At 62.1% G+C, this 20,846-nt stretch carries 15 protein-coding genes and 3 tRNA genes; 5 read left to right on the forward strand and 13 right to left on the reverse strand.

Annotated elements, in window-relative coordinates:
- The 8 genes from ACQ4WN_RS10245 to ACQ4WN_RS10280 all read right to left on the reverse strand — a co-directional run.
- Positions 1-114: GTP-binding protein (locus ACQ4WN_RS10245; protein WP_204317187.1), on the reverse strand; the 114-nt coding region annotated here is incomplete at its 3' end.
- Positions 115-202: 88 nt separating this feature from the next.
- Positions 203-277, reverse strand: a tRNA-Thr gene (locus tag ACQ4WN_RS10250).
- Positions 278-320: 43 nt separating this feature from the next.
- Positions 321-394: transfer RNA gene (locus ACQ4WN_RS10255), tRNA-Gly, on the reverse strand.
- A gap of 60 nt (positions 395-454) precedes the next feature.
- Positions 455-539, reverse strand: a tRNA-Tyr gene (locus ACQ4WN_RS10260).
- Between the two features lie 233 nt (positions 540-772).
- Positions 773-2,419 (reverse strand): response regulator, encoded by a 1,647-nt coding sequence (locus tag ACQ4WN_RS10265; RefSeq protein ID WP_436551447.1) that lies wholly within the window; start codon positions 2,417-2,419, stop codon positions 773-775.
- Between the two features lie 145 nt (positions 2,420-2,564).
- Entirely contained in the window at positions 2,565-4,160 is a 1,596-nt protein-coding gene (locus ACQ4WN_RS10270; protein WP_436551448.1) for a DUF3369 domain-containing protein, read from the reverse strand.
- Positions 4,161-4,223: 63 nt separating this feature from the next.
- On the reverse strand, positions 4,224-5,300 hold the full coding sequence (locus tag ACQ4WN_RS10275) for a J domain-containing protein (RefSeq protein ID WP_436551449.1): 1,077 nt from the start codon (positions 5,298-5,300) through the stop codon (positions 4,224-4,226).
- 148 nt (positions 5,301-5,448) lie between these two features.
- On the reverse strand, positions 5,449-6,600 hold the full coding sequence (locus tag ACQ4WN_RS10280) for a class I SAM-dependent methyltransferase (RefSeq protein WP_436551450.1): 1,152 nt from the start codon (positions 6,598-6,600) through the stop codon (positions 5,449-5,451).
- 101 nt (positions 6,601-6,701) lie between these two features.
- Here ACQ4WN_RS10280 and ACQ4WN_RS10285 point away from each other — a divergent pair, with 101 nt between their 5' ends.
- The 3 genes from ACQ4WN_RS10285 to ttcA are packed head-to-tail and all read left to right on the forward strand — an operon-like array spanning position 6,702 to position 8,907.
- Entirely contained in the window at positions 6,702-7,487 is a 786-nt protein-coding gene (locus ACQ4WN_RS10285) for an SDR family oxidoreductase (protein ID WP_436551451.1), read from the forward strand.
- A 53-nt stretch (positions 7,488-7,540) separates the two neighbouring features.
- Positions 7,541-7,939 (forward strand): dihydroneopterin aldolase, encoded by a 399-nt coding sequence (locus ACQ4WN_RS10290; RefSeq protein ID WP_436551452.1) that lies wholly within the window; start codon positions 7,541-7,543, stop codon positions 7,937-7,939.
- Positions 7,940-7,944: 5 nt separating this feature from the next.
- On the forward strand, positions 7,945-8,907 hold the full coding sequence (ttcA, locus tag ACQ4WN_RS10295; protein WP_436551612.1) for a tRNA 2-thiocytidine(32) synthetase TtcA: 963 nt from the start codon (positions 7,945-7,947) through the stop codon (positions 8,905-8,907).
- A 49-nt stretch (positions 8,908-8,956) separates the two neighbouring features.
- On the opposite strand, the gene ACQ4WN_RS10300 is transcribed toward ttcA, so the two are convergent.
- Positions 8,957-10,654 (reverse strand): methyl-accepting chemotaxis protein, encoded by a 1,698-nt coding sequence (locus ACQ4WN_RS10300; RefSeq protein WP_436551453.1) that lies wholly within the window; start codon positions 10,652-10,654, stop codon positions 8,957-8,959.
- Between the two features lie 196 nt (positions 10,655-10,850).
- Between ACQ4WN_RS10300 and ACQ4WN_RS10305 the strand changes: the two genes are divergently transcribed.
- Complete coding sequence (locus ACQ4WN_RS10305) at positions 10,851-12,179, forward strand: amidohydrolase (RefSeq protein WP_436551454.1); 1,329 nt, start codon at positions 10,851-10,853, stop codon at positions 12,177-12,179.
- A gap of 424 nt (positions 12,180-12,603) precedes the next feature.
- Here ACQ4WN_RS10305 and kefC read toward each other — a convergent pair whose 3' ends face one another.
- Positions 12,604-14,430: a glutathione-regulated potassium-efflux system protein KefC gene (gene kefC, locus ACQ4WN_RS10310; RefSeq protein ID WP_436551455.1), complete on the reverse strand. Its 1,827-nt coding sequence runs from the start codon at positions 14,428-14,430 to the stop codon at positions 12,604-12,606.
- Between the two features lie 35 nt (positions 14,431-14,465).
- Between kefC and ACQ4WN_RS10315 the strand changes: the two genes are divergently transcribed.
- Complete coding sequence (locus ACQ4WN_RS10315; protein WP_436551456.1) at positions 14,466-17,027, forward strand: KAP family P-loop NTPase fold protein; 2,562 nt, start codon at positions 14,466-14,468, stop codon at positions 17,025-17,027.
- A 64-nt stretch (positions 17,028-17,091) separates the two neighbouring features.
- Here the strand turns inward: ACQ4WN_RS10315 and ACQ4WN_RS10320 are convergent, their stop codons facing one another.
- The 3 genes from ACQ4WN_RS10320 to ACQ4WN_RS10330 all read right to left on the reverse strand — a co-directional run bounded on the left by ACQ4WN_RS10320 (position 17,092) and on the right by ACQ4WN_RS10330 (position 20,729).
- Complete coding sequence (locus tag ACQ4WN_RS10320; RefSeq protein WP_436551457.1) at positions 17,092-17,670, reverse strand: tyrosine-protein phosphatase; 579 nt, start codon at positions 17,668-17,670, stop codon at positions 17,092-17,094.
- A 10-nt stretch (positions 17,671-17,680) separates the two neighbouring features.
- Positions 17,681-18,847 carry an MGDG synthase family glycosyltransferase gene (locus ACQ4WN_RS10325; RefSeq protein ID WP_436551458.1) on the reverse strand — a complete coding sequence of 389 codons (1,167 nt, stop codon included), beginning with the start codon at positions 18,845-18,847 and terminating at the stop codon, positions 17,681-17,683.
- Between the two features lie 85 nt (positions 18,848-18,932).
- Positions 18,933-20,729, reverse strand: a complete 1,797-nt coding sequence (locus ACQ4WN_RS10330) for a M14 family metallopeptidase (protein WP_436551459.1) — start codon at positions 20,727-20,729, stop codon at positions 18,933-18,935.
- Between the last annotated feature and the right edge of the window lie 117 nt (positions 20,730-20,846).

A 20,846-nucleotide genomic window follows, 5' to 3' on the forward strand; every position in this document is an offset into this window, starting at 1 on the left:
CTTCGACAGAACCGTTGCGATTGCAGCGGTCAGCGTGGTTTTACCGTGGTCGACGTGGCCGATGGTGCCGACGTTGACGTGCGGCTTGGTCCGTTCGAATTTACCTTTTGCCATTTTGAACTCCTAATGATTTGATTAGATTGCTCAGGCACACGCCCGACGGTCTGGTTTGAATTGCTTCTGTGCTGCCTGCTGCGAATTCTGGTGCCCTTGACGTGGATCGAACACGTGGCCTCTCCCTTACCAAGGGAGTGCTCTACCACTGAGCTACAAGGGCTGTAATTTGTTGCATGCGATGCATCAAGCATCTGAACGGAAACTGGAGCGGGTGAAGGGAATCGAACCCTCGTCGTAAGCTTGGAAGGCTTCTGCTCTACCATTGAGCTACACCCGCGAGGTATCGTTCACTTTATCTTCACTTACTTGCTACTACCCAGTTTTCCTTGCAAAAACTTGGTGGAGGGGGCTGGATTCGAACCAGCGTACTCATAGAGAACAGATTTACAGTCTGTCGCCTTTAACCACTCGGCCACCCCTCCGCGGGAACCGCAGAGTATGAAGCATCTACTCACAACTGTCAACCTTATTTACTGATGCCTGACTGCTGCATTTGCGTATAAAGAAGAAGTTGGCTGCTTCGGGGCGTGATTATAAGCTCCCGATTTGAGAATGTGCAAGGGTTGGCGCGAAAAAGTCGACTTTTTTTCGCATTTTTTTATTCCCCCTGGCTACAAGCCGCATTTTCCCGTCATTCGTCCCGCTTTTTGCCTGTTTACCTTGTGTCAGGCGGATGCATCCAGGAGTTGCCTAGAGGCTTATATTTGCGCAACAACTGCTGATGCAGGCCCGATAGCACGGGCAATTTGGGGTTGCGCGGGTCCAGGCGGCGCACACCGGCAATAAAAGTCAGCGCCTGCTGCCCCATGCGTTCATCCCACCCTTCGTGTTCCAGGCATTTCAGTACCGCCACGGCCGCATTGAACATCACTTGCGGATTGTCGGGCAGGCGCGTGACGGCTTCGCCCATCAGATCGACGGCACCGCGGAAATCGCCTTCTCCCGCCTTGGCGGCGCCCGCCGCCACCATATCGGCCACTTCCTGGCGGCTTTGCCGCGCCAGTGCCTTGGCCAACTCCTCGCGCCCCGCCTGTTCGAACACGGCCATGGCGCGCGCCATGGCCGCGCTGTCGGGCGCATTGCGCATGACTTCGCGCATCACCTCGGCAGCACCGTCTTCGCGCCCATGCGCCAGGCAATGGCGCGCCAGTTCCGTCTTGAGCATGTTCGATCCACCCACGCTGTGGCGGTTGGCGGCCAGGGCGGCGTCGAGCGACTGCTGCAGCCGCTCCTCGTTGCCCGTATGTGCATGCAGCATGGCGCTGCACAGGGCGCTGCACAATTGCGTATTCTTTTGCCCGCCCATCGACTTGTCGAGGTCGCGGATCACGGCACCCACCTGCAAGGGGTCGCCCTTGCGCACCAGGGTCTGCACCAGGCGCACATGGTCTTCCGGGTCGCGGAATTCCGAATACTTGGCCTTGCTGACCACCAGCTTCAGGGCTTTTTCCGCCATCTCGATATCGTCGGCCGCCAGGGCCGCCTCGCCCAGCCGGCGCAAGCGGCGCACGGCATGCGGCGACAGGGCCACCGCCTCGCTCAGGGCTGCCTGCGCCAGTTCCGGCTTGCCTTGCGCCAAGTGCGTGCGCGCCAGCCAGTCATAGGCATCGAGAAAACGCTTGTTGTTTTCCAGCAACCCCTCCAGCGTACCCTGCGCCGCTTCGTAGTCGCCCAGCAGGAACTGTGTCTTGGCCTGCCCCAGACGCGCCCAGCCGATGGCCTTGGCGTCGTACAGGGCGGCATAAATCGGCTCCGCGTCGGCTGCCTCGCCCAGCAGCAAATGCAATTCCGCGCGCAGGCGCAGGAAATCAGTCGCGTAGCGCGGATACAGGCTGGCGCCCTCGGCGCAGGCGGCGATCGCCGCGCGCTCGTTGCCCACGTCGATCAGTTCATACACGGGCACGAAGGCATTGCGCTTGTCCAGCGCGCGGCCGATGCGCTCGAGCATGTTGTCAGCGGTGAATGGTTTGAGGATGTAATCGGTGGGCAACAGCTCGACAGCGCTGACCACCTTGGCGAAGCTGCCCTCGCCCGTGACCATGAAAAACATGGTCGATGCGTGCATTAATTTGTGGTGGCGCAAGTCTTCCAGCATCTGCTGGCCATCCTGACCGCCGTCGAGATCGTATTCGCACAAAATCAAATCATACGATTTGCTGCCCAGCATGCGGATCGCCTGGCCAGAGCTGGCCGCGTCATCGATCTTCGCCAGGCCGCACAGGTTGAGCATATTGTGCAGGCTGGCGCGCATGCCGGGATGCGGCTCGATGATCAATGCGCTAAGGCCCTTGAGTTCTTTCATGTCGTAATGTCCGAAAACTCTGCGGCGCGCCACACTGGTGCGTGGCGCCGGCCAGCATGAGGCAGCCGAGTATATGACGGCGCCGCGCGCAAGGGAATGGTGTCGTGCAGAAAAACGCCAGGGAAGCTGACCAGGAAGTGGCAACTCAAGCGGTGGCGCGCTCCGGATGCCACAGTTGCGGCTCGTGGTCGATCAAGTCCAGCAGCGCCGTCACCACTTCCGGATCGAACTGGCTGCCGCTGCGCTGTTCGATGTATTCGCGTACCTGCGGATACGGCCACGGCTCCTTGTAAGGCCGCTCGTGCAGCAGGGCATCGAAGACGTCGACCACGGCAACGATGCGCGCGGCCATGGGAATAGTGCGCCCCTTCAGGCCGTCCGGATAGCCGGCGCCGTCGAAATGCTCGTGGTGGCCGCCGGCGATCTGCGCGCCATACTTGAGGTAGCTGGCACCGTCGACCATATTGGCGGCCCGCTCGAGAATGCTGCGCCCGACACTGGCATGCAGCTGCATCTGCACCCGCTCCTCGTCGGTATGCTTGCCCGGCTTGAGCAGCACGGCATCCGGCGTGGCCACCTTGCCCACATCGTGCAAGATGCTGGCCAGGCCGATCATGTCGAGCAGCTGCGGCGTGAGCTCGTCGGCATACACGCCGCGCTGCTGCATGCGGCGGGCGATGGCGTCGGACAATTGCTGCACCCGCCGCACATGGCCGCCCGTGTCGCTGTCGCGGAACTCGGCCAGGTCGGCCAGCGCCACCACGGTCGCTTCCTGCGCCTTGCGCAGCTGGCCGAACATGTACAGGTTGTCGAAAGCGGCGGCGATGCGCTGGCAAAACACTTCCAGCAAGTCGCGCTGGATTTGCGCCAGCGGCCACGGCGGCGTGACGGAAATGGCCAGCTCTCGGTTGCCTTCCGTGTGAATGAACAGCACATTGGCCGGATGCTCGAACTGGCTGCGCTTTTCCGCAAACGCCTTGGCGATGGTGGGGGTGAGTGCATGGTCGGCCGGCAGGGCTTCAGACTCGGCCAGCATGGCATAGCTGCCCGTGGCGGCGACCACCTCGGGCCGCCCGGCGCCGCCCTGCATCAGGCACAGCACGCCGTCGGCACCCACATCGAGTATGGCGCTGACCTGGTTGAGCACGCCGGAAGCGAATTCGCGCAGCGAATGAATCTGGTACAGATTGGTGGCGCCGGCGAGGATCTTGCCCAAGCCGATGCGGCTGCGCTCGAGCATCATCAGGCTCTCGTAAGCGCGCAGGGCCGAGATGACGGTGGTAAACAGCTTTTGCGTCGTCAGTTCCGTCTTGGCCTTGTAATCGTTGATGTCGTATTCGATGATGACGCGCTGCTCGGGCGCCTGGCCCGGCTGGCCCGTGCGCAGCACGACGCGCACGATGGAGTTGTTCAGGTCGGCGCGGATGCGCTTGGCAAGGATCAGGCCGGCGTCATCCGTTTCCATCACCACGTCGAGCAGCACCAGCGCGATATCGGGCGTGTCGCGCAGGATCTCATACGCTTCGCGGCCGCTGTAGGCAGAGAACAGTTCCAGTTCGCGTCCCTTGAAACTGACATTGCGCAGCGCCAGCCGCGTGACCGCATGCACATCCACATCATCATCGACGATCAAGACACGCCACAGGCGCTGGTCGGGCGCGGCCAGCCCGGCAGGACTGGCCACCGGCTCATCCTCGTCGAGCAGCCAGTTATCATCTGCATCGGCTTTGAGGTCGGTCATGAATACTCCTAATGGATAAGTTCGATGTGGACGCTGCGTTGAGGCATATCAAGCATAATCAGATTAGATGCTGCTTACAACAGGATTCTTTGCACCCTCTTCGCCAACGGCCGGCGCGGGTGCCGATGCACCGCTGCGCGTAGTGCCCCCACAATTGTCCTGGCCCGGCGCGACTGCCTGGTAGCGCACTTCATACTTGCCTGCGCTGAGCTGCTCCACCAGCAGCTTGTCGTTAGCGAGGATGTACAGATAGCGCACGTTCGAGCGCCGCTCCGTGTCATACAGTTTGACGAACACGGGCGCGGTATTGTTGCTGTTGTCGATGCTGACGGCCAGCTCCTCGCCCTTGTTACCGATCGGGAATCCATCGACATAGCCGGAATGCACAGGCCAGGGTTCGCCATTCGGCGCCACCAGCGATGCGGACTCTGCCTTAGCTACGCCATCGCAGGCGGGCTGGATGGTTTTCAGACTCAGCTGGGAAACGGCCAGCACGCGGATCTCGGGCGTCTTCGCTTCCTGGGGTTCCGGTGCATACGGCTTGCCCACCGCCCAGCTATCGATGGCCACGGCCTCGCCTTTCGATGACGGCGGCGCGGCACTGGCCGTCGGCGCATGGGGCTTGGCGCCATCGCGGGCCAGCCCGCTCCAGGCCGATGCCAGCGCGGACGGCATGGGCTGGGAGGTATCGAGCATCAGCAAGGCGCCCAGCCAACCCAGCAACACACAGACGAGCAGGCTCAGCCACCAGCGCCAGTTGCGCCAGACGGGCTGCAGGCCGCGTCGCGGCTTGCCCTTTGCTGGCGGCACATCCTGCGCCCACGCGTGCTCTTGCGGCTGGGCATGGCCTTTCGCGCGGCCATCGCGGCTCTTGCCTTCTTCATGATGGGTGCTTTCCAGCCATTCGATTTCCCACTCTTCGGCGGCAATCCACTCGTCATGCTCGCGGCGCCGCTGCGGATCGGACAAAGTGCCATAGGCGCTGTTGAGGATCGCCATGATGCGGGCGGCTTTTTCGTCGCCGGGATTCTTGTCCGGGTGGTATTTCTGGCTGAGGGCTTTGTACGCGGCACGTATGACTTCCTGCGGCGCCAGGCGCGCCACCTTCAGGTTGTCATAGTGTGTATGTATCTTTCCCATCGTTTTATCTTGAAATCGGTGCGCGGCGACGGGTTCTTGCAGGATGGAACCGTGCTGTGTCGATCATCATAAACGATATGACAAGATAATAACCACCGGCGGACAGGAAATTGCAGGGCGAGACTGCCCTGCCTTGATATTGCAGCGCTTACAAGCGATGACTGCGGTCAGCGGACAACAGGGCTTCCGGCAACTCCACGCGGTGCCCCACCGCCAGCACCTTGAACAATTCCCCCATCTCGGCCGGCGATACCAGCTTTTGTACGGCGCTGGCCTGCGGCAGGTAGGTTTTGACCTGCTCAGGATCGGTGCGCAGCAGCAAGTCACCGATGCCAGCGCCCAGCAGGAAGGACGCCTGGTTCATGTACGCGAGCACATCGAGGCCGGCGTCCTGCGCCGCCACCGCCATGGCCGTGAAGTCGACGTGGGCCGTGATGTCCTGCAAGCCGGGCAGATAAAAGGGCTCCGCATGGGCGTGGTGGCGGTAATGGCACATCATGGTGCCCGTGGCGCGCAGGTCCAGGTAATATTCATGCGCGGGGAAGCCATAGTCGAACAGCACGGCCGCGCCACCCTTGCCATTGGTCAGCATGCGCGCCAGCGAGCGCATGAAGCCGCAGGCGACGCCGTGGATTTCGCTGACATAGCCAACCGGCAAGGCATCGGCGTCCGGCACCTGGGCGGCGATCTGCGCGGCGACGTCGGCACCGGCCAGGCGCTCGACAAAGACGAACTGGCCATCGGCGATGCTGACATCGAGCTCGCACCAGCCGGCGGGCGTCTTGCTGATCAGGTTGACGGGCATGGCGTCCAGCACTTCATTGCCGAACACGGCGCCTTCAAAAGCGTCGGGAAAGCCGTCGAACCACACCACTTGCGGGAAGGCGGCCAGCGCCAGCTCCTGGCGCGCGCGCAATTCGCCGGATAACTCGACGATCGCATACTGTTCTATAGGGATGCCGGCGCTGGCCGCTTCCGTCAGGATATCGAAGGCCAGCTTGCCCGTGCCGGCGCCGAATTCGAGGATGCGCGGGGCCGTTTGCGCCATAATAGCGGCTGCCACATGGGCCAGGGTGGCGCCGAACAGGGGAGAAATCTCTGGCGCGGTTGTAAAATCGCCATCTTTGCCCAGCTTGGCGGCGCCGCCGCTGTAATAGCCGAGGTCAGGCGCATACAGCGCCAGTTCCATGAAGCGGACAAAGGGAATGGCGCCGTCATTGCGCGCGATTTCGGCGGCAATCTGGTGCTGCAAGGCATGGGACGCGGCCAGCGCGTCGCTATCGGGTGCGGGAAGAGACATTCCCGCATTGTAGCGAATTGGCGGGCCACGGCGCCAGTAGCAGCCATGGCGGCCGAGGCGGCCATGCGCACTTCACTCACAAGCACAGTAAAAATAAAGACATGACTCCAGCATCGACATTGCCACACAGCACACCCCGGGTCGCCCTCGTCACGGGCGCGGCGCGGCGCATCGGCCGCGCCATTGCGCTGGGCCTGGCGCGCGACGGCTGGGATATCGCCGTGCATTACCGCGACTCGCGCGATGAAGCACTCAGCCTGGTAGCGGAAATCACCGCGCTGGGCCGCCGCGCGCAAGCGTTCCCCTGCGACCTGGCGCAGGAAGGCGCCGTGCGCCAGCTGTTGCCACAGGCACAGGCGGCGCTGGGGCCAGTTACTTGCGTGGTCAACAACGCATCGTTGTTTGAATACGACAATGCGGGCGATTTTTCCGTCGCCGCGCTCGACGCCCACATGCACGCCAACCTGGCCGCCCCCATCCTGCTGGCGCAAGCGCTGTACCAGGCCACCCCAAGCGGCGGGCAAGCCGTGGTCATCAACTTGCTGGATCAAAAACTGTACAATCTCAATCCTGATTTTTTGTCGTACACCCTGTCCAAGGCGGCGCTGCTGTCGGCGACCACCATGCTGGCCCAGGCGCTGGCGCCTAAAGTGCGCGTGGTGGGCATTGCCCCCGGCATCACCATGGTCTCGGGCGAGCAAACGCAAGCGAACTTTGCCAAGGCGCATGAAAACACGCCGCTGGGCCGCTCCAGTACGCCCGAGGATGTGGCCGACAGCGTCTGTTACGTGGCCGGTGCGCGCGCGCTGACGGGCACTACCCTGCTGGTCGATGGCGGCCAGCATTTGATCGGCTTGCCGCGCGATGTCATGTTTTTGACCAAATAATCAGCAGCCCTACCAAACAACCAGCATTCCAGCATCCCCTAAAAGGTAAAACTATGTCGTCCGCCCTGTCCCACCCTCGCCTGGCCGATTGCCGCCGCCTGTTCCTGCGCAATTACGAAATCCTCATCAACATCGGCGTCTACGACTTCGAGAAAAAGGGCGAGCAGCGCGTCCTCATCAACGTCGACCTGTACATTCCCCTGGCCCTGTCGACGCCGAAGGATGACCAGCTGGAAGAAGTGGTCGATTACGACTTCATGCGCGAAACCATCGCCAAACGCATGGCACAAGGCCATGTACAGCTGCAGGAAAGCCTGGTCGACGACGTGCTGGCATCCATGCTGGCGCACCCCCACGTGCGCGCCGCCCGCGTGTCGAGCATGAAACCGGACGTGTATCCCGACTGCGAAGGCGTGGGCGTGGAAGTATTCAAGATCAAGGATGAAGCATGAACAACATGAGCAATACCGCAGTGATGGAAACGACGACAACGGCCGTGGAATTCCCGGCCAACGTGGAAGCGCAGAAACTGGCGCGCAAGAAGGCGGAAAAGATCGCCCTGGAAAACAACAAGCTGCACAAGCGCCTGTGCCGCCTGGTGGGGCAAGCCATCGGCGATTTCAATATGATCGAAGACGGCGACAAGGTGATGGTGTGCCTGTCGGGCGGCAAGGATAGCTATGCGCTGCTGGACATCCTGATGACCTTGCGCGAACGCGCGCCGATTCACTTCGATATCGTCGCCGTCAACCTGGACCAGAAACAGCCGAACTTCCCACCGGAAATCCTGCCAGCCTACCTGACGGAACTGGGCGTGGCCTTCCACATCGAAAACCAGGATACCTACAGCATCGTCAAGCGCCTGATCCCGGAAGGCAAGACCACCTGCTCGCTGTGCTCGCGCCTGCGCCGCGGCATCCTGTACCGCGTGGCCGACGAGCTGGGGGCCAACAAGATTGCCCTGGGCCACCACCGCGATGACATCCTGGAAACTTTCTTCCTGAATATGTTCTTCGGCGGCAAACTGAAGGGCATGCCAGCCAAGCTGCAGTCGGACGACGGCAAGCACATCGTCATCCGCCCGATGGCGTATGTGAAGGAAGAAGATACGCAGCGCTATGCCGAAGTCAAGGGCTTCCCCATCATTCCATGCGACCTGTGCGGCTCGCAGGAAAACCTGCAGCGCAAGCAGATCAAGGGCCTGATGCGCGAATGGGACAAGAAATTCCCCGGCCGCGTGGAAAGCATCTTCTCTTCGCTGTCGAACGTGGCGCCGTCGCACCTGATGGACCCGAAACTGTTCGGCTTCAAGGATTTGAAGGCGGACGGCATGGCCAACCCCATGGGCGACATCGCCTTTGACGAAGAACCGTGCTCGACGCCGACGACGTTTGGCACCATCCCGCTGCAGCAAGGCTGACCTTGAGGCACGGCGCCATCATGGCGATGGCGCCATCGTCTGTCTTCATTTAAAACTCTTCCCAGTCGTCGCCGGCCAGCGCTTTCACGGGAGCTGACGGCTTCGCCTTGACGGCAATGCTGCGCGCTGCAACACGCGGCGTCGGCGCAGGGCGCGCGACTGCCGGCTGTGGCGCCGGGCGGCGCAGCAAACCTGGCTGTTCGCGCAGCTTGAATACGCTGACCACTTGCGCCAGGCCGTGCGCCTGCTCTTGCAGCGAACCGGCCGCTGCGGCCGCCTCTTCCACCAGCGCCGCATTTTGCTGCGTCACCTGGTCCATCTGCGTGATGGCCTGGTTGACTTGCTCGATGCCGTGCGTCTGCTCCTGGCTGGCACTGGAAATCTCGCCGATGATGTCGGTCACACGCTTGACGCTGGAAACCACTTCATCCATCGTCGCGCCAGCCTGGTCAACCAGCTTGGCACCCACGCCCACCTTGCTGACCGAATCGTCGATCAAGCCCTTGATTTCCTTGGCCGCCTGGCTTGACCTCTGCGCCAGGTTGCGCACTTCGGACGCCACCACGGCAAAACCGCGCCCTTGCTCGCCGGCCCGCGCCGCTTCCACTGCCGCATTGAGCGCCAGGATATTGGTCTGGAAGGCAATGCCGTCGATCACGCTGATGATGTCGACGATCTTGCGCGACGATTCGTTGATCGAGCCCATGGTCGCCACCACTTCGGCCACCACCGAGCCGCCGCGGCTGGCGATGCCGGCCGCCGTGATCGCCAACTGGTTGGCCTGGCGCGCATTGTCGGCATTCTGCTTGACGGTGCTGGTCAGTTCTTCCATCGACGAGGCCGTTTCTTCCAGCGAACCGGCCTGCTGTTCCGTGCGCGATGACAGGTCCAGGTTGCCAGCGGCGATTTCCGACGATGCCGTGGCGATGCTGTCCGTGCCGCTGCGCACCTGGCTGACGATGCTGACCAGGTTGTTGTTCATATTGCCCAGGGCCGTGAGCAGCGCCCCCATCTCATCCTTCGCCGTCGTGGCGACGGTCTGCGTCAGGTCGCCGGCGGCCACCGTTTCGGCCAGCGCCAGCGCCTGGCGCAGCGGACGCGTGATGCCCGTCGTCAGCAGCCACGAGCACAACACGCCGAACGCTACCGCGAACAGGGTCAGCAGGCTGATGACGGTGGTGTCATGCACGGCGGAGGCATCGATCTGCTTGGCCGTCGCATCGATGCTTTCCCGCTGCAAGGTCACCAGTTCCTGCAGCAGATCCTGGTAAACCTGGGCGGCCGGGGTAAACGCGGTGTCGAGGATTTTCGCCGCACCTTCCACGTCGCCATCGGCCTTGGCCTTGACGGCGCCATCGCGCGAAGCGCTGTACACCTTGCGCTGCTCAAGGATCTTGGCGAACAGGGCTTTTTCCTTCTCGCCCGCGACCAGCGGCTCGATCTGCTTGAGCAATTCGGCCGCTTTCTTCACCGAGGCGGCCGAGTCTTCCTTGAAATATGGCCCCAGCGCCGGGTCGCTGCTCTTGACGATAGCGGCCGTGCGGCGGATCGAGGCAAAGTTCAAGCCATACCAGTCGGTAATCAGGCGTTCCTTGGTCAGCGGTTCGGCCATCATGGCGCGCGTGGACGTCGCCACCTCATTCAGGCGCCACACGCCCACAGTAGCGATCAGAACGGTCATTGCCAGGATCAGGACAAAGCCGATACTCAGGCGCTTGCCGATTTTGATATTTGCGATAAAGCCCATGGTGTATTTTCTCTAAAATAATGCGTTGAAGATATTTCTAATTCCTTACGGAATTATTTATATTGCAGATTATACATTGTTGAAATATATGTAGCTGGTTTATTGATTTTGAGAAATGTTTCTGTTAATTTAAAAGTCTCCTCGGCAACTACAGGCGCGCGGCACATCTCCACACGTCTGCTACTCAAAGAAATCTATGAAATTTTCCGCCTCACCAATGACCAGCATCACCCTCGCCGCCACCCTCGCCTGTGCCGGTAGCGCCCACGGCGCAGCCCTGCCGCCGGCCATCGCAGCGCAACTGCATGCCAACTATCCCGCCGTGGAAAGCCTGTACCTGGACTTGCACCGCCACCCGGAACTGGCGTTCCAGGAAGTTCAAACGGCAAAAAAACTGGCCGAGAAAGTCAAGGCGCTCGGCTTTGACGTGACCACCGGCGTAGGCGGCACGGGCGTCGTCGCCATCTTGCGCAACGGCCCCGGCCCCGTCGTCATGCTGCGCACCGAAATCGATGCCCTGCCCGTGCTGGAAAAAACCGGCCTGCCGTTTGCCAGCAGCGCCGTGACGAAAAACGCGGCCGGCGAAAGCGTGCCAGTGATGCATGCCTGCGGCCACGACGTGCACATGTCGGCCTGGTATGGCAGCGCCAAGCTGATGGCAGACAACCGTCAGCAATGGAGCGGCACGCTGATGCTGGTCGGCCAGCCGGCAGAGGAACCGCTGCTGGGCGCGGCCGCCATGCTGAAGGACGGCTTGTTTACGCGCTTCCCGAAACCGGACTACGCGCTATCCTTCCACGACGAAGCCACGCTGCCATCGGGCACCGTCGGCTACCATGCCGGCTACTTCCGCGCCGCCGCCGACACCATCAGCATCACCGTGTATGGCCAGGGTGGCCACGGCGCTGCACCGCACGACACGCGCGACCCCGTCGTGATGGCCGCGCGCATCGTGCTGGCACTGCAAACTCTGGTCTCGCGCGAAAACAATCCGATGGACCCCGTCGTCATCACCGTGGGCAGCATCCATGGCGGCACCCAGGCCAACATCGTGCCCGACCAGGTCACCATGCAGCTGACAGTGCGCACCTTCAAGGATGCCGTGCGCAAGCGCGTGCTGGCCAGCATCGCGCGCGAAGTCAAGGGCGAGGCGTTTGCCGCTGGTGCGCCGAAAGAGCCGCTGGTGGAGATTCGTCCCGGCACGGACGCCGTCTACAACGACCCGGACCTGACCCTGCGCATGGTGTCTACCTTGCAAAAATCGCTGGGCGCGGCCAACGTGACGGAAATGCCGGCCAAGATGACGTCGGAAGACTTCGCCAACTACGGCCAGGCCGGCGTGAAAGCGGTGCTGCTGCATATCGGCGCGGTGGAGCCGGCCAAGCTGGCCGCCGCCAAGGCCAGCGGCAAACCGCTGGCCGGCCCGCACTCGCCGCAATGGGCGCCCGAGTACCAGCCGACCATCAAGGCGGCGATCACGGCGGAAACGTCGATCCTGCTCGACTTGCTGGGCAAGAAACAGTAAGCAGGCAGCTGTATCCGGGGGAGCTTTCTCTCCCGGTTCGTCTCCCATTCCCGTCGGTTTGTTCGGATGGCCACTTGCTGTAAATGCCAGCTATTTGGCCGCAAAACAATTCTGAACGGCACACCGTATTGGCCGGTCTGCCAAGGGGCATAGGTCCGTTGACCTGCCGCATGCCCGACAGGTGATCATCATCGCAGGTGCACTTTCTGCAATTTTCTTCCATCAGAACCATTTCCGCTCCTTCTGTTTGATCTACTTGCATGAGCCACCTCATGCTTGATGATAAAACGACGATGGCATCCCATTACACAGGCCACTGAACCTTGCAAGAACGACATCATGGATCAGATCGAGGCAATCGAAGCGAAGCGGGGGAAGTGATGCTGGAGTCAGACCGGCAACAACGTTAGCTCAGAGCTCGGAGTTAACTCAACCGGGGGGCTGACCCCGGAGTTTCCGCTTCCGCCGCTGCAAACGCCGCCGCATCGCTCTCGAACATGTCTTCCAGCTCCTCGCGCGCCTGGCGCGTGAGCGACATGACTTTTTGCTGGTCCTGGAAATGCGGCGCCACTTCCAGCAGGGTTTTGAGGTTATGCCGGCCAAAGATGCCGGCCGCGTGCTGCGCCCGCTCCGCGCTGAAGCCCACCTGCTGCAAGGTCTGCTCGCCCAGCAGCAGCGCCGCGGCAAAGGTCTCGCGCTCGATCAGGGTCACGCCGCGCTTCATCAATTCATAGTAATGCGTGACGTTGCGTGCGCGTGCCAGGATCGTCAGTTCGGGCAGGCGCAGGCGCACGGCGTCGACCAGGGCCAGGCTGTCGTCCACATTGTCGATGGCGATCACCAGCGCCTTCGCCTTTTCGATGCCGGCCGCCACCAGCAGATCGACGCGCGTGGCGTCGCCATAAAACACCTTGAAGCCGAACTTGCGCAACAGCTCGATCTGGTCCGGATCGTGGTCGAGCACCGTCACGCCGATCTTGTTCGCCGCCAGCAGGCGGCCGATGATCTGGCCGAAGCGGCCAAAGCCGGCGATGACGATGGGGTTGTCCTGCGCCTCGATATGGTCGTCGGGGCGGCGCTTCTTTTCGCCTTGCAGGCGCGGCGCGACGAATTTGTCGTGCGCCAGCAGCAGCAAGGGCGTGGCCACCATCGACAGGGTCACCACCACGACCAGCAGCGCGGCCGTCTGCGGCGCAAAGACATGCGCGGCCTCGGCGGCGGCAAACACGACGAAGGCGAATTCGCCCCCTTGCGACAGCAGCAGCGTGAAGAACAGCTGCTGGCCGCGGGGAATATCGACAAACTTCGACAACACATATAGCAAGGCGATTTTGACCGCCAGCAGGCCCGCCACCAGGGCCAGGATCAACAATGGCTGGGCGCGCAGCACGCCGAAATCGACGGACATGCCGACGGCGATGAAGAACAGGCCCAGGAGCAAGCCCTTGAACGGTTCCAGGTCGCTGATCAGCTCATGCCGGTATTCGGAGTCCGCCAGCAGCACGCCCGCCATGAAAGTGCCCAGCGCCATCGACAGGCCCACCGATTCCATCAGCACGCAAATGGCAATCACCAGCAGCAGGGCAAAGGCCGTGAAGATTTCGCGCAAGTCCGTTTTGGCGATGAAGCGCAGGATGGGGTTGACCAGAAAGCGCCCGCCGATCACCAGCGCCGCCAGCACGGCGGCCAGCTTGGCCACGCGCAGCCAGCCCGGTTCGCCGCTGTGCGTGACCAGCCCGCCCAGCAGCGGCACCAGCGCGATCATGGGAATGGCGGCGATATCCTGGAACAGCAGAATGGAAAAGCCGGCGGAACCGGCCGGCGTGCTCATCAGTTTTCGTTCGCCCAGGGTGGCCAGCACGATGGCCGTCGACGACAGAGACAAGCCCAGCGCGCCGACCAGCGCCGTGCGCCAGTCCACGCCGAACGCCATGGCTACGGCGCACAGCCCCGCGCTGACGAGGCCCACCTGCGCCCCGCCCCAGCCGAAAATGGGGCGGCGCAGCAGCCACAATCGTTTGGGTTCGAGCTCCAGGCCGATCAAAAACAACAGCAGCACCACGCCGAATTCGGAAAAGCTGAGGATCACCTCGACATTCTTGATCAGGCCCAGGCCCCAGGGACCGATGACGACGCCAGCCACCAGGTAGCCCAGCACGGCGCCCATGCCCAGGCGCTTGGCCAGCGGCACCATGATGATGGCGGCCACCAGGTAAAACAGTATGTTGATGAGAAAGCTGTGGTGTTCCATGCGGGTTCCGGAAAAACGTGATTGGAATCGCAATCATGCCTGATTCCGGCCCAGGCATGTCCAAATCCATGCCTGAAAGCAGGTTGGCACAGACAGCCAGACGATTGATCTGGCGCAGATGGCGCACGTCAAATAGGCGAAAAATCAAGCATGGTAGCCTGAGTGTCCCGGATACCCGGCCTGCCAATCGAGGAGCGGCCATCATGAGAGAACAGTCAGACGGCAACACCGAGTCCAGGTCGGCGCTGGTGGAAGAACAGCCACCGATGCCTGCGCCGAGCAGCGAGCTAATGGCATTGCTGCGCCAGGCCCACGCGCTGGGCACAATGAAAGATCCACCTTCACGTTCGATCACCACCAGCCTGATACTGTTCACCCTGGCCAGGGCCGATGACCTTGTGCAGCCATCAATACAGGCTACGCCCGAAGCGCTCTTTTTTAGCCGCGCACTCAAGGAACTGGCCGGTGAGAGGTTTCAGGCGACATGGTCCGGATACTTTCCGTTCCAATACAGCAGTATCAGCGCCCCCTTGGCCAGCGGGACCAGTCCGGACGAGCTTACCTATTCGACGAATGCCGAAAAATGGCTGAGAGATGCGGCCTTCGCGGCACGCCAGGCCGGCCGCGACAGCATCACGGTGAGCGACTTGATCGGCGCGCTATGGTCCTTAAAGGAAGGCAAATGCATGTCCTTGCTGCACAAGATGGGTATCGACATGGCACAGCTGCAAGCCGCCTACGAACGGCATCCGCTGGCCAAGGCGGCCCAGCAAACACCCGAGAACGTACTCGACATTCTGGCGCATGACCACCCTTCATTGCTGGACTACATGGAATTTTCGCAATACGCGATCGCGATCGTGGCTTTCCTCACCAGTGACCAAACCCGCGGCTCCATCAGTATCAGCATCCAGGCGCCGTGGGGCGCCGGCAAATCTTCGCTGATGCGCCAGATTCAGCATCAGCTCGATCCTCCGAGGCCTGCCGAGCCAGAAAGCGGCACGTTCAAGACGCGCGATGTGCTGCGCTTTCTCGACCGGAAATCCGGGCCCGACAAGCAAGTATTCGTCGACGAAAGCAAGCGCTGGACCGTCTGGTTCAATGCCTGGAAATACGAAAGTTCCGAGCAAGTCTGGGCCGGCCTGGTGGACGCCATCGTCAGTCAGGTCAGCGACCGCTTGAGTCCTGTCGAACGCGAGCTATTCCTGTTGCGCCTGAATCTGTCGCGCATAGACGATGGCGTGGTGCGCAGAAAAATCTATGACCGGGTCGGCACTTTCTGGTGGATCAAGGTGCGCCGCTGGCTGCTGGGGGCCATGGGCCTGATCATCAGTCTGGTGAGCGTGTCGCTCATTCCGCCCGATAGTCTGCCTGCGGCGATCAGGACATGGCTCGATGCCGCTGCCGTGGCCATTCCGACAGCCATCGGCACGCAAATTGCGATTACCGTGTATGCGGTACAGGCCTTCTTCAGCAGTAGAAAAAAGGTAGCGGACGAGCCTGCCAAATTCAGTCTGGCGGAATATGTACGCGTGCCCGACTATGCCAGGACGGTCGGCATCATGCACCAGATTCACCAGGATTTGCGACGCGTGATGCACTCTCTGCCCCAGCGTCACACGCAACATGGCGATGGCACGCCCGTCATCGCGCCACTGGTCATCTTCATCGATGACCTCGACCGTTGCTCGCCCGGCAAAATTGCCAGCGTCGTCGAGGGTATCAACACGTTCCTGGCAGGCGACCAGTCCGAATTCCTGTTTGTGATCGGCATGGATCCGCAGATCGTGGCGGCGGCGCTCGAGCACGCGCACAGGGACATCAAGAAGCAATTGCCCTCCTATGAAAAACTGGTGCCGCTGGGATGGCGCTTCATGGACAAATTCATCCAGCTGGCGTTTACCATTCCGCCCAGCCGGCATTTGAAAAATGGCAAATTTATCGATTATCTGATCGGCTCGGAATCGCAGGCCGGCGCTACCGCGTCGGCAGGATCCGCGGCACAACAGGCTTCCCATGCCGGCGCAGCGGAAGCGCAAACGCATGCCCGGACGAAAAGCGAGGCGCCACAGGACGCCAGTGAGCGGCAGCGCCGGGCCAGCTCGCAATTCATGCGGGATGGCAAAGACGTTCAGACCGTCCTGCGCGGCATTAGCAAAGAGTATGCGTGCGGGCCACGGGAAATCAAGCGCACGCTCAATTTCGTGCGCTTTGTGCTGTTGCTGCGCATTGCACGGATAAGCCATGGCTTGCCGGTGCCGTCGCTGGCGCAATACCAGCGCTGGATCGTGCTATGCATACGCTGGCCGGACATGGCCCTATGGCTGCAATGGGGTGGCTCGATGCCGCCCCATGCCAGCACCACGCCCAGCATGGATGATGTGGTCTCCAGGCGCTTGTGCTGTCTCGAGGAATGCAGCGCCTTGCCCGACAATGACCGTGAAAAATGGAGCACCAGCGCCGCTATCCGGCTAGGCCTGCCTTTCGGCCAAGTGAGCTGGCTGGAAGATCCCGATATCTACCATTTTTTTTCGCATGAAACATCGCTGCCAAGAGAAGAGCGCCTGTCCAGCGGCGCGGTGATCGGGTTTTATTAAATTGCCGCGAATGCGCGGTCAGTGCCGGCGATGAGAGACAGTCACGCCTCTCCATCAGCATGGCTCAGGGAGTCTTTCCGTCAATCTGCGCGCGCAGTGCTGCCACATCGACGCGCTTGAGGTAGCTTTCGATATTCTTCCACACGGCGTGATAGCCGTAACCGCCATTTTTAAGCTCGTCGATCGCCTTCTCGCGCGGCCAGTCCTGGTACAGCATGCGGTACATGGCGGCCATCATGCCCGTGCGGTCGGCGCCGTGCAGGCAGTGCAGCAGCACGGGTCCCTGCTGCCCGGCGGCGCGGATGGCGCGCATGGTGTCGATCACGTGCTTGTCGCGGATGGCCCAGGTATTGATGGGAATGCGCACGGCACGGATGCCGCTGCCATCGAGCACCTGCGTATCGGAGTGAAAGGAGCGCAGGCTGATCACCGTCTTCACGCCCAGCGCCTGCAGCTGGGCCACATCGCTACTATCGAGCTTGGCGCTGCGGTACAGGACGGGCGTGACCTGGTGCAGGTTCGACAGCTGCGGCAGCGGCGTGGCCCAGTCCGCATGGCGTTCCGGCGTCGCCGCCGTCTGCGCCACGGCAGGCGCGGCGGCCAGCCCCAGGGCGAGGGTCAAAAGTACTGCATGCAACATCATGGCTTCCTTGTTATCGAAGAGCGGCGCCAGCGCGCCCGTCGTCCAGTACCAGCGCCAGCACGTCGGCGGCGGCGCGCGGGCGCCCCAGGGCCAGCGCTTTCGCGCGCATCGATTGCAACTGCTGCGGATGGTTGAGCAAATGGCGCACGCGGTATTCCAGCGTCACGGCATCGAAGGCCTTCAGGGCCACGCCCTGCTCCAGCAGATAGTCGGCATTGCGCTCTTCCTGGCCGGGAATCGGCGCATTGACGATCATGGGCAAGCCCAGGGCCAGGCATTCCGAGGTGGTCAGCCCGCCCGGCTTGGTGATCACCAGGTCGGTGCACGCCATCAGGCGCTCGACTTCACCGGTAAAGCCTTGCGCCAGCAGGCGGCCCGGGTACTGGCCGGCCAGCACCTGCAGCGCCGCCAGCGCGGCGGCGTTTTTCCCCGCCAGCACGATCAGCTGGAAGTCGCCTGGCAGCGCCAGCAGGCGCGCGGCGACGGTATCGAGGCTGCCCAATCCCGCCCCGCCGCCCATCAGCAGAATCGTCGTGCGCTGCGGGTCGAGGCCGAATGCCTGCGCGCACTCCACGCGCTCGGGCACCTGCGCAAACGCGGGCATGATGGGAATGCCCGTCACGTGGATGCGGTCGGCGGGGATGCCTTCGTGGCGCATGCGGAACGCCACCTCGTCGGTGGCGGCAAAATAGCCTTGCATCCGTTCTTGCACCCACATGCGGTGCAAATCGAAGTCGGTGACCTGTACCCACACGGGGCAGGCCAGCTGTCCCTGGCGCAGCGCGCGCGACAGCAGTTCGGCCGGCAGAAAATGCGAGCAGATGATGGCGTCGGGCTGGAAGGCGGCGATCTGCGCCATCAGGGCGCGCGTGTTGAGGCGCTCGATGCCACGGCGCAGGCGCTGCATCTGGCTATCCTTGGGCGCGTCATGGCTGGCATGGTACAGATAGCCCCACAGCGCGGGCGCCTTGTTGACCAGCTTGATGTAAAAATCCGTGTACAGCTTGCGAAATGCGGGCGTGACAAAGTCCATCACATCCAGATGACGGGCCAGCGCAGGGGGACCGGCGCCGTCATCGCGCACCGCATACGCCTCGATGGCTTGCGCCGCGCGCATGTGGCCAGCGCCAGCCGAGACGCTCAACAGGAGAATTTTTTTCTGCTTTTTTTCTGTCATGGGAAACCGATGCATGGAACAGGTGGCCGCTGACGCGGAGGATAGAAAGAATAGTACTTCCGCATCACGGTCATAATGAGCCTTATCAATCCATGAAACTGACGGGCGCCACGTCGACGCGCATGACAGGATACAGGTTCAAGCGCTCATCCCAGGAAGCGTGGCGGCGGGCGAAAAACTCCAGGCGCGCATGCGGATTCTTTGCAAACGCGGGCTCGTCGGCCAGCTTCTGCCGGAATTGCGCCGCCAGCGCCGGGTCGGCCGCCAGCTGCGCGCGCGCCACGTCTTCGGCCACATAGTCTTCCATGTATTCCTTGCGCTCGAACGCCGTGTTGAAGCTGCCCCAGGCCAGCAGCGAATCGGGCGCGCGCGGCTCGAGCAGCGCCATCACCAGGCGCGCCTTCGGCTGGTTGACGGGTACATACAGCACGCCCGCATCGACCAGGCGCACTTCCTTCTGCCATTCGCCCTGTACCGCCAGCGTCTGGCGTCCTTCGAACGACTGCGCGCCAAACTTCACTTGCGTGGCGCGGAAGACTTCCACATTCTGTTTGGCGATGATGCTGCGCATTTCCTGGTAGGTGATGCCGTGCTGGCGCAGTTTGGCACCCACCATGGCCGCCTGCGCGCGCGGCACCAGGTAACCGGCCTTCGGCGCGGCCACCTGCAGGTCGGGCACGATCTCGTCGCGCAACGGTACGTTCCAGATTTGCGGCGTCTTTTCGTCATAACGCGTCATCAGCGCGCCCGAGACCTCGGACGGCGTGCGCGTATAGGCATAGCCGCGAAACGCGATCATGCGGCTTTTCTCCGTGGTCCTGTAACTGAGGGGAAGCGCGCTGCCGGCCAGCTGCATCGCGCGCAGGTCCGCCTCCATGGCTGTTTGTCGCCATGCGGCGCCGTGCTGCGCCATGTGCGACAGCAGGGAAATGATGGTGTTGCGCGTGATGCGCACGCGGGTCGGGTAGTCCTTCCACGAATGGGTTTCCACCAGCACGCCGAAACGGTTACGCAACAGGAAATAGCCGTGCGAAAAGCGCGGGTTCGGCGTCGAATCGACAAAACCCGACTGCGGATTGTCTTCTTCGGCAAACGCCATGTAGAACGGCTTCGGATCGGAACCCTGCTTCGCCAGGTCGGCCAGCACACCGTCGCGCAGCGCCGTTCCCGCTATGCGCAAGGCCGCATCGCCCGCATGCACGGGTTCGACCTGGATCGAGATATCGGGTTCGAACTGCGCGCCGTCCGTCACGTGCAAGTCGACGTACGCCAGCGGATCCCAGGCATTCACCAGCGCCAGCATGTGCTGCATCTCGGGAGAGTCGGCCTTCATGTAGTCGCGGTTCAAATTGAAATTCTGCGCCGTGCTGCGCCAGCCCATTTCCTGCGGCCCACGCTGGTTCGGGCGGTTCCAGGCACCGAAGCGCTCGTGGCCATCGACATTCAACACGGGCACGAACAGCAGCACCTGCTTGTCCAGCGCGCCGGCGGCTGCCTTGCCTTCCAAGACTTCGCGCAGGGCCAGGAAGCCTGCATCCTTGCCGTCGATTTCGCCCGCATGGATGCCGCCCTGCACCAGCAGTACCGGTATCTTGCGCAGCTTGGCCGCTTCCGGCGTCAGCGCGCCCGTGTTGGAAACGGCCAGCGCCAGCATGGGATGGTTTTCCGGCGTGCGGCCGAATTCAAAGCAGCGCACCTGTTTTGGATGATGGTCCTCGAAGCGCCGGCACAAGGCTTCCACCTCCTTGTAGCGGCCCGTCTCCTTGAAACCCGAGTACTCGGCCACCGTCTTCAGGGAAAACTGCCGCATATCGCGTGCGGCATGCGCGTTGACGGCAAACAGGGAAAACACGGCGGCGGACAGCAGGGCATGGCGTAGCATCGGACTAGCTCCATCAAGGGGACAAGCGGGCAATTATAGAGCGGCGGTCAGGTAAAAATGCTGCGGCCAATAAAAAAGCCGGAACAGCGTCAACTGCTCCGGCCTTGCTCTGGCAAA

Origin of the sequence: Janthinobacterium pasteuri (assembly GCF_051380775.1) — a bacterium.
Lineage (GTDB): Bacteria > Pseudomonadota > Gammaproteobacteria > Burkholderiales > Burkholderiaceae_D > Janthinobacterium.

What these genes read in the sequence shown, in the direction of transcription:
- ACQ4WN_RS10270 (WP_436551448.1), bottom strand. Translation starts at nt 4,160, where the DNA reads ATGACCGACCTCAAAGCCGATGCAGATGATAACTGGCTGCTCGACGAG.
- ACQ4WN_RS10325 (WP_436551458.1), bottom strand. Translation starts at nt 18,847, where the DNA reads ATGACAGAAAAAAAGCAGAAAAAAATTCTCCTGTTGAGCGTCTCGGCT.
- ACQ4WN_RS10265 (WP_436551447.1), bottom strand. Translation starts at nt 2,419, where the DNA reads ATGAAAGAACTCAAGGGCCTTAGCGCATTGATCATCGAGCCGCATCCC.
- ACQ4WN_RS10285 (WP_436551451.1), top strand. Translation starts at nt 6,702, where the DNA reads ATGACTCCAGCATCGACATTGCCACACAGCACACCCCGGGTCGCCCTC.
- ACQ4WN_RS10305 (WP_436551454.1), top strand. Translation starts at nt 10,851, where the DNA reads ATGAAATTTTCCGCCTCACCAATGACCAGCATCACCCTCGCCGCCACC.
- ACQ4WN_RS10320 (WP_436551457.1), bottom strand. Translation starts at nt 17,670, where the DNA reads ATGATGTTGCATGCAGTACTTTTGACCCTCGCCCTGGGGCTGGCCGCC.
- ttcA (WP_436551612.1), top strand. Translation starts at nt 7,945, where the DNA reads ATGAGCAATACCGCAGTGATGGAAACGACGACAACGGCCGTGGAATTC.
- ACQ4WN_RS10290 (WP_436551452.1), top strand. Translation starts at nt 7,541, where the DNA reads ATGTCGTCCGCCCTGTCCCACCCTCGCCTGGCCGATTGCCGCCGCCTG.
- kefC (WP_436551455.1), bottom strand. Translation starts at nt 14,430, where the DNA reads ATGGAACACCACAGCTTTCTCATCAACATACTGTTTTACCTGGTGGCC.
- ACQ4WN_RS10280 (WP_436551450.1), bottom strand. Translation starts at nt 6,600, where the DNA reads ATGTCTCTTCCCGCACCCGATAGCGACGCGCTGGCCGCGTCCCATGCC.
- ACQ4WN_RS10300 (WP_436551453.1), bottom strand. Translation starts at nt 10,654, where the DNA reads ATGGGCTTTATCGCAAATATCAAAATCGGCAAGCGCCTGAGTATCGGC.
- ACQ4WN_RS10315 (WP_436551456.1), top strand. Translation starts at nt 14,466, where the DNA reads ATGCCTGATTCCGGCCCAGGCATGTCCAAATCCATGCCTGAAAGCAGG.
- ACQ4WN_RS10275 (WP_436551449.1), bottom strand. Translation starts at nt 5,300, where the DNA reads ATGGGAAAGATACATACACACTATGACAACCTGAAGGTGGCGCGCCTG.
- ACQ4WN_RS10330 (WP_436551459.1), bottom strand. Translation starts at nt 20,729, where the DNA reads ATGCTACGCCATGCCCTGCTGTCCGCCGCCGTGTTTTCCCTGTTTGCC.